The organism is Brevibacterium sp. Mu109, from assembly GCF_900169375.1.
GTDB classification, from domain to species: Bacteria; Actinomycetota; Actinomycetes; order Actinomycetales; family Brevibacteriaceae; genus Brevibacterium; species Brevibacterium yomogidense_A.
Genome location: NZ_FXZF01000041.1, coordinates 1 through 12,612 on the forward strand (window position 1 = coordinate 1; position 12,612 = coordinate 12,612).

At 60.0% G+C, this 12,612-nt stretch carries 9 protein-coding genes; 2 read left to right on the forward strand and 7 right to left on the reverse strand.

The features are described from left to right. Positions 1-1,173: 1,173 nt before the first annotated feature. Genes BSP109_RS15235 through BSP109_RS15250 form a run of 4 tightly spaced genes read right to left on the reverse strand, consistent with a single transcriptional unit; the run spans position 1,174 to position 4,791 of the window. Entirely contained in the window at positions 1,174-1,860 is a 687-nt protein-coding gene (locus BSP109_RS15235; RefSeq protein ID WP_025388378.1) for an energy-coupling factor transporter transmembrane component T, read from the reverse strand. Continuing rightward, positions 1,857-3,317, reverse strand: coding sequence for an ATP-binding cassette domain-containing protein (locus BSP109_RS15240; RefSeq protein WP_006821247.1), 1,461 nt, complete (start codon positions 3,315-3,317; stop codon positions 1,857-1,859). The genes BSP109_RS15235 and BSP109_RS15240 overlap by 4 nt, the downstream gene beginning before the upstream one ends. Further along, complete coding sequence (locus BSP109_RS15245) at positions 3,314-3,904, reverse strand: hypothetical protein (RefSeq protein ID WP_006821246.1); 591 nt, start codon at positions 3,902-3,904, stop codon at positions 3,314-3,316. Before BSP109_RS15245 ends, BSP109_RS15240 begins: the two co-directional genes overlap by 4 nt. Continuing rightward, positions 3,901-4,791 (reverse strand): siderophore-interacting protein, encoded by an 891-nt coding sequence (locus BSP109_RS15250; protein WP_006821245.1) that lies wholly within the window; start codon positions 4,789-4,791, stop codon positions 3,901-3,903. Before BSP109_RS15250 ends, BSP109_RS15245 begins: the two co-directional genes overlap by 4 nt. Before the next feature lie 84 nt (positions 4,792-4,875). Between BSP109_RS15250 and BSP109_RS15255 the strand changes: the two genes are divergently transcribed. Further along, on the forward strand, positions 4,876-5,520 hold the full coding sequence (locus tag BSP109_RS15255) for a TetR/AcrR family transcriptional regulator (protein WP_006821244.1): 645 nt from the start codon (positions 4,876-4,878) through the stop codon (positions 5,518-5,520). A gap of 253 nt (positions 5,521-5,773) precedes the next feature. Here BSP109_RS15255 and BSP109_RS15260 read toward each other — a convergent pair whose 3' ends face one another. Genes BSP109_RS15260 through BSP109_RS15270 form a run of 3 tightly spaced genes read right to left on the reverse strand, consistent with a single transcriptional unit; the run spans position 5,774 to position 10,850 of the window. Next, positions 5,774-7,501, reverse strand: coding sequence for an ABC transporter ATP-binding protein (locus BSP109_RS15260; RefSeq protein ID WP_101598861.1), 1,728 nt, complete (start codon positions 7,499-7,501; stop codon positions 5,774-5,776). Further along, positions 7,498-10,161: an ABC transporter ATP-binding protein/permease gene (locus BSP109_RS15265; RefSeq protein ID WP_180959783.1), complete on the reverse strand. Its 2,664-nt coding sequence runs from the start codon at positions 10,159-10,161 to the stop codon at positions 7,498-7,500. Before BSP109_RS15265 ends, BSP109_RS15260 begins: the two co-directional genes overlap by 4 nt. Next, positions 10,161-10,850, reverse strand: coding sequence for a TetR family transcriptional regulator (locus BSP109_RS15270; RefSeq protein ID WP_101598864.1), 690 nt, complete (start codon positions 10,848-10,850; stop codon positions 10,161-10,163). Before BSP109_RS15270 ends, BSP109_RS15265 begins: the two co-directional genes overlap by 1 nt. 310 nt (positions 10,851-11,160) lie before the next feature. Here BSP109_RS15270 and BSP109_RS15275 point away from each other — a divergent pair, with 310 nt between their 5' ends. Further along, positions 11,161-12,477 (forward strand): ISL3 family transposase, encoded by a 1,317-nt coding sequence (locus BSP109_RS15275; RefSeq protein WP_101601755.1) that lies wholly within the window; start codon positions 11,161-11,163, stop codon positions 12,475-12,477. The last annotated feature ends 135 nt before the right edge of the window (positions 12,478-12,612 follow it).

Below are 12,612 nucleotides of genomic sequence, written 5' to 3' on the forward strand. Positions count from 1 at the left end.
TGAACCAGTAGGAAGGCTGTCGGTGGGGGCCGATGGCCCCCGCCGGCACCACCCCTGGTCCCCGATGGGCAATATCGGTGGTCCCGGGAGGCAATATCGAGTGGCCTTCAAGCCTTCAAATACTCACTTGACGAAACACACGGTGGCAAGCTGGTCAATGCCAGAACGGTCAGCCTGCGCCAGAAACTGGTCAATATTCCCGCCCGGATTGCGCATCGGGCTCGCAAACTGATCCTGCATTTACCTACGCACTGGAAATGGGCCACCGCCTTTGACCGGCTATGGCACAACACGCTGAGCCCACCACAGCTGGCCACACCGTGACCACCCAGCCCGAAAAGGGGCGCCCGGCCGAGCAGCAGAAAGGAATGCTCGGAAACCCATCAGTGGACACAACCGGTGCCAGGCCGGGAGACATCAACGACCCCAAAACGCTCAACCGCGCACCATCGATTCCTCAGCGTCGCAACTGCACATCGCTTATCTAATCGGTGGATCCAGGTTTAGTTTCACCGGCCAAAATCGCAGCCTGACCATACTGTTTGGGCAGAGCCTACCACCGCACTTAGCATGTCAATCTCTTGGTTTGGCGTTACAGTCATGGTTCACGGGAGATGCATCGTCGGCTCGAAGTTATGCGTTGATAGATCTGTAGGGGGCTGGAAGGATCGTGCCGGTTCGGGCTTGGGCTGGGTGAAAGCCGGGTCGCACTACGGGAGCAAGCTAAGGTTGACAGACTCAGCAACTCAGCAGTGCAGGAGGATGCTTCCCGGGGCGCGGATGTCGAGCTCTGTATTGCTGATGCTTGCGTGCCTGGCGAAGATGCACCCCGCAGGATGACCTGGCGGAGGTGGCTTTTGTGCAACATGACGGCAACACAGATACTTGGTTATTCACCGCCGGAATGAGTAGCGCAAGCGAGTTTCCAGTGCGCCTCTACGACACGGAGGGCGTCGTGCTCTCCGACACGGCGGCCGCCCCGGCGAAGCGACGGTCCTAGTGGGGCACTGACGGGGCCACTATCAAGTCTATTTCCGGCTCATTACCGCAGTTCAGTAGCGTCGGGATCGGGCCCGGTCTGCACCGGGAGGGCGGCTCTGGCGTCAAACTGGTGAATTAACAATACGAAGCTGCCTGGAATTGATCAGGGGGCAAGCTGCCTGTCAGGCACCTCTACATTCTTTCGAGGAATACGGCAATGAAAATGCTGCATACCCATACTGCGATGAGAATAGCCAGCTCGAACGCTCGGAGCGGTCGACTCTGGTGGACCGTGCGTTTCGGATGGGCACCGAAACCACGAGTGTCCAGGGCGAGAGCGAGCTCATCGCTATGCCGGAAACTTGCCACGAGAACTGGCAGCGTCGTCCGCAGTAATAATCGCGTCTGTCCACGAATGCTCCCGCGGGCACGTAGTCGAGCCATCCTGCGGGCGGTGCGCAGGTCAGCTCGCATGAGCATAGTGAAACGTTCCCCGAGTAGCACGGTGTCCATGACCCGATAGGAAACACGGAACCGATCAATCAACGAGTCTGCCAGCACCGGCCAGTTCACATAGAAAAACGGCACCACGAGTAGGGCGCTGAGTGCAACGATACGCAACGCCCCGTTCGTCGCGGCCTCTAGAGGCAGCCACAGGCCCATCCCGACCCAAAGAACCAGGGATAGCGCGCCAGCCGCCGCGATAAAGACAGCGGCAAAGCGGGGTTTCGTCACCACTGTCACCAAGAGACAGCACGCCAGCACTGTAATACTGAACCAGGGCCGTTGGGCGAGCAATACCGCGAGCTGTGCGGGAACGGTGAGCAATACGATAATCAGCGGATGCGGAACCCACCTGCGGGAGTTGAAGCGGGTCATATCTGCCAGACCCCTTTGACGATTCCGGTTTGTAGCTCGATGTGATGAGTGGCGATGCCGCGGAAGGAGCCCGCATCATGCGTCGCGATGACGGCGACGCGATCCTGAGCATTTCCTGCTAACAGCGCACGAATCTGTGCTGTGCCAGTCACATCCTGTGCATTCGTAGGTTCGTCCAGCAGGAGAAATGCCGGTCTTCCGGCGACGGCGAGGAGCACCGAGAGCCGCTGTCGTTGCCCGCCCGATAAGTGCTGCGGATGCACTTCGGCCAGACACAAGAGCCCCGCCCGGTTCAACATATCGTCGATCTCCGCGGCACTAGAACGCGCCCCCGGTGGTAATGCCAGGTGTAGCTCCGTCCGAACGGTGTGGGCGAACATGAGCTCGCTCCCGCGTTGTGGCAGGTACCCAATGCCTCTGGTGAGCCTTACCCGCCGTGACGGATCGATGTGCCCGCGCACCCCGCGTTTCTCGCCGGCAAGCGCATCCAGCAGGCTGGTCTTACCCGCGCCGTTTGGGCCCAGCAGCAGCGCGATTGCTCCTCGGGGAAGTGTGAGGGTGGCGTCTCGCAACAACAGTGCGCTGCGTCTGGCGACCGTAAGAGCCTGGGTTGTCAGACCGGGTGCTGTCTGGTGGACGGTCAACGCGCCGAAGTCTGTGTCACTGCTCGAGGTCTCTTTTGCGGGTAGATGCACGCCGATTCTGCGGCAGAAGTCTACGTTCTCACCGTATACACTGGCGGGCTTGTCGTCGAGCGCGATTCTGCCGTTCTCATCGAGTACGATGACCCGATCGGTATGTTCCAGATGTGGGTCCGGACGGTGGTCGAACGCCACGACGGTGAGCTGGCGAGCGGACCGAATCTCCCTGATGATTTTTCCGAGCCGGTGGCTTGCGGTGCGATCCAACTGTGACGCGACCTCGTCGAGCACCAGGATAGGCGCTCGCAGCACGAGTGCTGACGCGAGGGCAAGTCGCTGTTGTTCGCCGCCCGAGAGGGTCAGTGGGTTACGGGATTCGTCAATGTGGCTCAGACCGACGAGGTGCAGGGCTCTGCGCGCCCTGAACGTGGCCTCGTTGGGTGCTATGAGTTGGAAGTCGAGGCCGGCACGGACTTCTGCCAAGACGGTGCTGGCGAAAAGCTGGGTTTCTGGGCGCTGCCAGACCGCAGCGATCGTACCGGAGCGTTGGGCTGAGTCTAGGGTTGCAAGCTGGGTTCCGTTCATGCTGATGCTGCCTGCAACCCGAGCTGTCGTCATATCTTCAAGCACCCCGACCAGTGCGTGTGCCAGACTTGACTTACCGCAACCGGTGGGTCCGGTGATGAGCGTGTAGCTCCCGCTGACCAGCTCCAGGTAAGGTATATTGAGCACCGGATTTGCGCCATCGTAGGCGATTGTGAACTGCTGTATCCGTACGTTGTAGCGGCCAGGGTCGGCCGAGTTCGGGAGGCTCATGCGACGACGATGCGCTGTGGGTTCACATTTGCACGTAGCAATCCGATGGTCATGACCCAGGCGCCCCACCCGTAGAGCACGCCAAGTCCAACCCGAATGATGAGGGCGAGTAGCTTGATGCTGGGGTCTAGCAGCAGAAACTCTTGGTAGAAGAACATGAAACCGAAGCTCATCAGACTCACGATTGCGCAGGCCAGGATGGCCCACCACAGCCAGAACTGGGACCGGGCAGGGGGCCAGGTGGGCTGGGTTTGTGAGCGCAACCGTCTGGTAATGAAGAAGGTGAGTTCGATGACGATGCCCGCGCACAGGGCGAGTGCGCCGAAGCCTGCGACGGTTGTGACAATCGAGGTGAGCAGCGCCGCGCCGCTGCGTTGAATCAGCAGGGCGGCGATGAGGATCCCCAGAAACCAGGGGACTGGTGCCGGGAATGCTAGCCACGGGACCGTGGCTTGTAATGCGACCCCGAGAATTCGTGATACGTGGACGATGATCGCGCCCAGCGCGCCGAGTACAACGAAAGTCAGCAGAGCACGAGTGGAGAATCTGTCGGATTTCAGGCTCGTAATTCTTGTCTCGCCGTTCACAGTTCGATCTCGAAGTCGTCGGTATCGGTGAATGCGCGCCCCGCTGCGAGCCCCTTTTGCGTTGCCCGGAGTCTGGCGAAGTCCAGCCGGGTGTTCGTCATCCCATATTTCCAGTAGCCGAATACCTGTGTTTGCTCGGACAGTAGTCCGAGATGGTGTTTGCAGCGGTGGCGAATTTCGCGCATATCTTCCCGTTCGCCGGCCGCCCACACGCTGGCGTCAGTGGTGAGATCGAATTCGGCGAAAGCAGTGGCCAGTGGGTATTGGCCGTGCGGCTCTACTCGAAACGCGGTGATGGGTTCTGCTAATGCGGAGATCTCCTGTTGCAGGATAGCAAACTCATCCTCCGGGACGGCAGCAAAGACGAAAGTCTCGTCCACGTGGGGCATGGTGCGCAGGAGCCGCGTCGCCGCGGGGAGCGCAGAGGAGTCGGCAAGCAGCACCCGCGGGGTGCCCTCACCGGGGGTGCGGTGCGGGCGTGGTCCGACAATGTCAATGCGGTCGCCAATCCTGAGCTGCGCTAGCCAGCGCATCGCAGGAGAAGCTTCGGCGTGCACTACGAGGTCTATTTGCGCGGTGCGGGTTGCTGGATCGATTTCCACGAGTGTGTATACCCGCGTCGTGGTCTTTGGTACCCCGGGGATTGCGGCGAATTCCTCGGGTGGTTCCGGCAATGCGACGCGGACCGTGGGATTTGCCAGAGTCCATTCGTTGAGTGGGTCGTCGCCAGAAATCGTCGCTGAGATACGAGTGAGTTTTCGTGCGCGGTGCTCAATTGCGGTGACGGTCAGATAGCGGTCCTCGAGCCCCTGCTGATGATCGGGGTGTTTGAGTACCTCGAGTAGTCCTGCGAGCTCGTCTTGGGTGAGGTTGATCGAATCTGTCATGTTGGCCCCGTCAGTATGATGTTAGTAAGGCTAACCTTACTTCTAGTTTGGCGTGGACGCAATCGGACATGGCAGGATGGCGTTATGATCAGATCTGGACGTCCCCGTCGTCTCACCACAGCGGCTATCGTCGACGCGGGCACAAAACTCACGCTCCCGAAGTTGACGGTGCGGGGTATCGCATCCGAACTTGGCGTCAGTGAGATGTCTATCTACCGGCGGGCGGGCAGTATTCAAGGGCTGCGTGACCTTGTCGCGGAAGGGATTGTCGAACGCGCGGACTTTGCGCTTCCAAACCTCGATGACCCTGAAGACGCGCTGGTCGACCTGGCGCGCCGATTACGTGATTTTGTGCTCACAAATCCTGGCATCGCCGAACACCTCACGAGGCTGAGCTCCGCTACGCCGGTATCGGTTGGACGCATTGACCGCTCGCAAGCTGAATTCGCGGAACGCTACGGCATCTCTGCGGCTCAGGCGAGTATTTTGGTTTCGACGATCGCCGAGCACGCGGTAGCTCTTGCCGCCGTAAATCCGCGTTCGCACAGCCAAGTGCGAGATTCCACATCGCTCAGCGCCGCGGTATCGACGGTGCGTGCCGGGGCGCTCGCCACCGCAGCGCTTTCGCCCGAGGAGCGATTCTGCTGGTCGATCCGGGCAACTGCCCGGGGCATGCTGGGGATGCTTGGGCTGCCAATCCGCACCGACACACCATTATCCGGCGGGTGAGGTCGCGTGATGGCTAGCCAAGCTCATATGCACGCCCTTTCGTGCACGTCATGCTGGGTGGGCGACGTCGTAGGCGTGCTGAAGTATCAGTTCTCATCCTCAGAGTGAAGGAAACCACATGAGTGACAACGTCATCCCCGCCGTTGACCGCAGCCTGTCGCCGCATTCTTGTATCTGAGGTGCTGCTCGCCCAGGCCGGGACAGTTGCGGCGCCTGATAAGTTGGCTTCGAGGTAGGCAAAGCACCTGCACGCTCAGATTTGCCAACCGCTGGCGGCGTCTTGCTGCAACCAAAATTCGGCGAACCGACCACCGGGACCAAGGAGCCCGTCCACGGTTCCGTCTTCTACGATGCGGCCATCTTCGATGAACAGCACACGATCCGCCTTTCGAATGCTCGCGAGTCGATGAGCGACAATCACACGGGTGCGCGGTGTTGGATCGTTGGTGAGGGCGGCGGTAATGGCCGCCTCGTTTTCAGTATCGAGGGCGCTGGTCGCTTCATCCACCAGGAGCAGGGGAGCGGGTTTGAGTAAGGCGCGGGCAATGGAAACTCGCTGGCGTTCACCGCCGGAAAGTGCGGCGCCCGCTTCGCCCACTTGGGTGTCCCAGCCGTCGGGCAGCTGGCGCACAACCGTGTCCACTCGCGCCAGGTGGGCGGCAGTATCCAGGGCAGCATCCCCGGCTTTGGGCTGCCCGGCGAGGATGTTGTCACGCACGGTACCGTCAAAAAGATACGGTTCTTGGAACACCACGCTCACCGCGTCCCGTCGTGATGCGGTATCGAACTGGCTCACGTTCTTACCGTCAAGCAGAATACTTCCCGCCGACGGGTTATGCAATCCAGCCAGCAGCGTCAGGATGGTACTCTTACCCGACCCGGAAGGCCCGACAATCGCTGTCGTTGTGCCGGGTTCTAGGACCAGATTGAGCTCATCAAGTACGGGAGCATCGCCAGTTGCGTAGCTAAACCGCACATCACTGAACTCGACGCGTGGCGGCGTGGTGGCGTTGAATTGCTCGTTGCCCGCTGGCGTCGTTGGAGCATCTAGCACCGTTTTGATCCGGCGCAAGGTGCGTGCGGAGGTCTCAACGCCGCCGCTGAGCTCAGCAAGAGAGGTAAACGGTTCAAGGTAACGGACGATGACGACAATCAGCGCGATTGCTTCGGGTACGGTGAGATTGCCATCCACGGTGCGGATAACGGTGGTGCCGGCCAGGGCGATCAGGGCGAGTTGACTGGCGATACTGAAGATAAGTTGCCCCGGGATCTGCATAAATAACAGTTTGCGGGTCGTGCCGTGTTGCGTCGCCAGTGCTTGACCGACTTGGCTGCGTTCTGGGTCAATGCGCCGCGCTGCCCGTAGCGCGTGCTGGGTGCGAGCGAACTCCACGATCCTTTCGGTCAGTTCGCTGTTTGCTGTTGCAGCCTCACGGTCTGCATGCCGGCTGAAATGTCCCGCCGCCCAGTACGCTCCGAGCAGTACCGGAACGAAGGCTAATGCTACAAGTGCAAGTGGCCAGGACACCGGGATGAGTGCCACTGAGATGGCGATAGGCAGTAGTAACGCCCCCAGGATCGGGGTCACCAGGTAGATGATAATGCCCACGAGATCGGGTCCGGCCGCCGCAATGGACTGGCGAGCCGTAGCGGTGTTCTCCGCGGTGAACCACTGGAGTCGGATACGTGAGATGCGTTCAGAAATCGCATGCTGGCTCTCGTCAAGCAACCCAAAACCGAGATTAAAACCGATGCGTGAAATATACCAGTCGACCACCCAGCCGACGGCGGTCACAAGCGCCAGCAGCCCGACCCAGCCCCAGGCATCGGCGGGCTGCACACCGAAAAGTGCGGCTATCAGGGGCACGAGCAGCACTGTGCCGGCGGCCCGCATGATGACACTTACTACGGTGAGGATGAGATGGGCGATGACAGCTCGAGTACTACCGGTGGGTAGGAGCGCGAGTAAGGTGCGAATCATTGGGTGTCCTCAATCGAAGCGGCGTGTGAGACCGGGGTGTGGGCGCCGTGGTGGGAAGCGTGGGAGCCAGCTGCGTCCCAGAGCTGGCGGTATCGTCCGCCACAAGCCAGCAGATGTTTGTGAGTGCCGGTTTCGACTACGCGGCCGTGGTCAACGACAACGATGCGGTCGACAGCGGTAATGGTGTGCAAGCGGTGCGCGATCACCAGTACCGTACGGTTTTGCGTGAGCTGATTGAGAGCCTGCTGCACGAGGTATTCCGATTCCGGATCAGCGAAGGCGGTGGCTTCATCGAGCACCAGGATCGGAGTATCCGCAAGGATGGCACGAGCAATTGTCAGGCGCTGGCGTTCGCCACCTGACAGTGCCGCATCCGGCCCCAGTAGTGTGTCATACCCGTTGGGCATGCGTAGAATACGGTCGTGAAGTTGGGCGGAACGGGCCGCTTGTTCCACCTGTTCATCAGTCGCTTCGGGCTGCGCGAGTGCGATGTTGTCGCGTACGGTGCCTTGCACAAGTTGCGTCTGCTGGAACACAAATCCGACACGAGCATAAAGTTCATCGGGGGTGAGCCCCCGGATATCCTGTCCATCGATCCGGATCGAGCCCGCATCAACATCGTGGAACCGCGCTAGTAGTGCTGCCAGGGTAGATTTTCCGGATCCAGAGGACCCCACCAACGCGGTAACAGTCCCCGGTTGGAGGGTGAGAGAAATGTCTTCCAGAGTTGGAACTCCCGGAACGTACGAAAAGTTCACCTTGTCGAAGGTCACCTTGCCGGATGCCGTCGCAGGGGATGTCATCGGGTCGTTGTTGACATCCGCTTGGACTGGGTTTTCCACTTCGAGCTCACGTTCATCGAGTACGAGCTGCACGCGTTTGGCGGCTAAGAGTCCGGTGCGCAGACCTGATAGGCCGTAGCCGATCCCAAGCAATCTCCCGCCGAAGGTCGTCCCGAGGAAGAGGAACGGGAGTAGGGCCACCGGATCCATACTGCCCGTGGTGACAAAAAGTGTGCCGAATGACGTTATGACCAGCAGAAAAGTTGCGGGGCGGGTGGCCAGATCCATGAGTGACTTCTGCCCGTTGAACGGTCGTTGCCAGTCGTTTAAGAACGCGATGTACTCACTGAGTCGATTGTGGAAGGTCGACGCTGTGGCTCCGCCAAATACTCGCACTACGGGTTGACCTTCCAGATAGCTGCCTGCTTCACTATTCATCCGGTCGGCCCAACGGAGCGACTGCGCGGTTTTGACTCCAGATTGCACCAACATGATGTACATCGTGATGATATAGACGAGCACCGGTACAAAGAGCAGTAGTGCCATCCGCCAGTCAACGACGAAAAGGTACCCGAGCACCCCGAGGGGTGCAACAACAGCTGCAACGGCATCCGGTACCGCATGTGTCACAAGATAATGTAACGCGAATGTATCGTCCTGTACGAGTTGTTTAACTTGCCCCGACGTGCGTGAGTCGAACCAGCCAAGCGGCAGACGTGAGAGTTTACGCAGCATCCTGCCCCGCAACTCCCGCTCGAACCTGGCATCGATCCAGTGCAGCCACAGTAATAATGCTGACGAGAACAACACACCGGCCCCGATGAGGACCACTGCCCAGATCCCGACCGATATTAGTGCCTGGCGCGCTGCCCCGGTGAGGAGCATGCGGGACAGCTCGACAAGTAGAAAGAATGGTGCCAGCTGCATGAGGGTAACCAGCGCTTGCACCACCCCCGCGATTATGAATGTTGATTTAAGGGGTTTGAGGAGGCGTCGACCAGATTGGGAGCGCCACTGGCTGGTCGCTGCCTGTTTTCCGGTCATTTCATCGTTTTGTTGGGGTATCTGAACTGGCTCTGCTGGGGTGGTCGCTTCTGGTGTGGGGTGCGATGTCGTACTCGCCTCGTCTTGTGAACGATTCTTCCCCATTGCCCGCCCCCGAACCCAGTACGCATGCAAATGCAGTTCGGATTTCGGGAAGCCGAACTCATCGCGTAACCGAGGCCGAAGATGTTTTAATGTTCCGGACTCAGGTGCAACCCACGCGTACCAATTCGACCAGTCACGGGGTTCGATCGCAGCTGCAAGTGTTTCGGGGCCACGGTACGGCACCCAATGCGTGGTGAGCCGCGGGTGGGAGGTGAGCGGAATCAGTTGGTCATCCGGGTCATGCTCTTCCAAATAGAGGTCAACTTGGAGATGTTTGGGAATGGTCTCCAGGATGCCATTGATTGCCGGGATCGATGCCGAGTCACCGATGAGTAGGTAGGCAGCGGGCAATTCCTCAGGAACTTCGAATTTGACTGAACCCAAAGCCATAACCGCCACGCGCATGCCCGGCTTAGCAGCCACGGCCCAAGTCGAAGCGGGACCGCTGGGCTCGTGGAGTACAACATCGATGGTGAACTCACCGGTGTCTTCGTTCGCTTCGACGATAGTGTATCCGCGTTGGTGTTCAACGCCGCTGCCGTCAGGATCTGGAAACCAAAACCGTAAATATACTGCGGGCCCTGATTCGGCTTCGTCAAAGAGAGTCGGTGAAACCAACCGTATCCGCAAATATTTTGGGGTGAGATATTCCTTGTCAATAACCGTGGCGATGTGGTCCTGTGCGCCGAAGGTGCGCATGAGCACACCGTTGAATCCCCGCTTGGCCATCAGATTCCTTGTCCTATAGCTCGTAGTTCTGCCAAAAATATTTCCACGTCGCGTCCCGGCGGAGCAATGTCAACGAACCCCCGGATTGCTGCGGTCAGTAGTAAGCGCACGTATGAATCCGAGTCAATCTGCGGTAGCACACTGTGGGGTTGGTGCAGGTGAGCATCCGCTAGGAGTCCCTGCGTTGCGTGAGTTCGTTGCGCATCGAGTTCTTTAGCGTGCAGTTGTTGGGACTCTTCTGCCGCCGCATATCCGATGGTCGTGGATGCAACGGCACTTGCAAGCACAATGGCGGCATCTGGTGCATAGCCGCGTCGAACAAGCGCTTCGACTTCGGTTGAGAGTAGTGCCCGGCCACCTTCGCCCCGCGGAAACAGTGTCTGAAGGTAGGTGACCAAACCGGGATGCTCGATACTGTGCTCGCGCAACTGCAGCCCGAAGGACAGTAAGTGTTGCACCGGGTCATGGGCGGGATCGTCGTGCAATTGCAATTCACCGAGAAGCTGTTCGCCTAGCAGACGTTCAAGACCCCAGCGTCCCTCAACATGGCGATATAGTGCGGCAGCCGATACGTCGAGTCGACTGGCAACGGCGTTCAGACTCAATGCCCGCATTCCGACCGCTCGGCTCGCTCGAAGAATATCCTCGACTTCGATCTGACGAGGACGACCGCCAATTTGCTTCTCCATTCAGTACCGCCAATCCAGGTTAGTTGCCACCAGTAACTAAGGGTAGCCTAAGATGAACAGGAAAGACAGGGTGGTCCAGACTGATCGGGCGCCTGACTAATGCAATCCGTCGTGGCTTCCGCGCCATGGTCGACATGAGCGTGGCAGTGTCACCACCCAGTATGTAAGCCTGGATCCACCGATAAATGGCTCTTCGTAATTGAGGGTGTACAGCCTGGTGCCGGGGATCCGTCCGTGTCGCTGCCGGGGTAGACGTCGAGGTCTCCCTGAAGATGGAAGTTCTCACACTCTCCATCCGGAAGACCTCGACATGGACAAGCCTAGCTTCACGACCCCCGATCTCGACGCGTTCTGCCTCCTCGACACCCACGGCCTGACCATCACAGGACAAGCTGTCGATATCGATCACGCAGTCCTGGAATGCCGCACCACTACCGACGATCCCGATTCCTGGTGCCGCGCGTGCGGGGCAGAAGGCATCCCCCGCGGAACCGCGGTGCGCAGGCTCGTCCACGTCCCCCTCGGCTGGCGACCCACGCTCCTGCACGTGAGAGTCCGCCGCTACCGGTGCCCGACCTGCACACGCGTCTGGCGGGAAGATCTCACCCCGGTCGCCGCGCCACGGGCGAAGCTGTCGTGGTCGGCTGTGCTGTGGGCGCTGAAATGCCTCGTCATCGACAGGATGTCCATCAGTCGCATCGCTGCGGGCCTGGGCGCGGCGTGGCACACCGTCAACACCGCTATCCTCGCCACCGGCCAACAGCTGCTGGTCGATGATCCCAGCAGGTTCGACGGTGTCCGTGTCATCGGGGTCGATGAGCATGTGTGGCGGCATACGCCGTTCGGCAGCAAGTTCGTCACTGTCATCATCGATCTCACCCCGATCCGCGACAAGACAGGCCCCTCCCGGTTACTGGACATCGTCGAAGGCCGGTCGAAGAAGGTCTTCAAGACCTGGTTGGCGACCCAATCGCAGGCGTTCCGTCACGGTATTGAGGACGTCGCGATGGATGGGTTCGCCGGCTACAAGTCAGCCGCGACCGAAGAACTGCCCGACGCGACCCCGGTGATGGACCCGTTCCACGTCGTCGTGCTGGCCGGGAGTGCTGTCCAGCGGTGTCGGCAGCGGATCCAGCAGGAGACACTCGGACACCGGGGCCGGTCCGGGGACCCGCTCTACGGCATCCGTCGTGTCCTGCTCACTGGCGCGAACCTGCTCACCAGCAAGCAGACCAGCAGGCTCGAGACGGTGCTCGCTGCCGAGGAACACACCCAGGTCGATGTCACATGGTGGGTCTACCAGCGCATCGTGGCCGCGTACCGCGACCCCGACCGAGTGCGAGGACGCGCGAGGATGCGGGCCGTTATCACGAGTCTCTCTGCAGAAGTCCCGGCGGCGCTGGTGGAGCTGACGACGCTGGGGCGAACGCTGAAACACAGAGCTGCCGATGTGCTCGCCTACTTCGACCGACCCGGAACAAGCAACGGGCCGACTGAAGCGATCAACGGTCGTCTCGAGCATCTGAGAGGCACCGCGCTGGGGTTCCGGAATCTGGGCCACTACCTGCTGCGGGCACTGCTGGATACCGGAGGGTTCAGACCGCTTCTACACTCTCATTTGCGATGAGCCAATCTGGCTCTTCTCGAACGAGGGTGTAGTCCGTTGAGCGCGTCGCTGTCCGTGTAGGAGTCGAGGTCTCCCTGAAGATGGAAGTTCCTACACTGCCCACCCGGAAGACCTCGACATGTCCCACCCTACTTT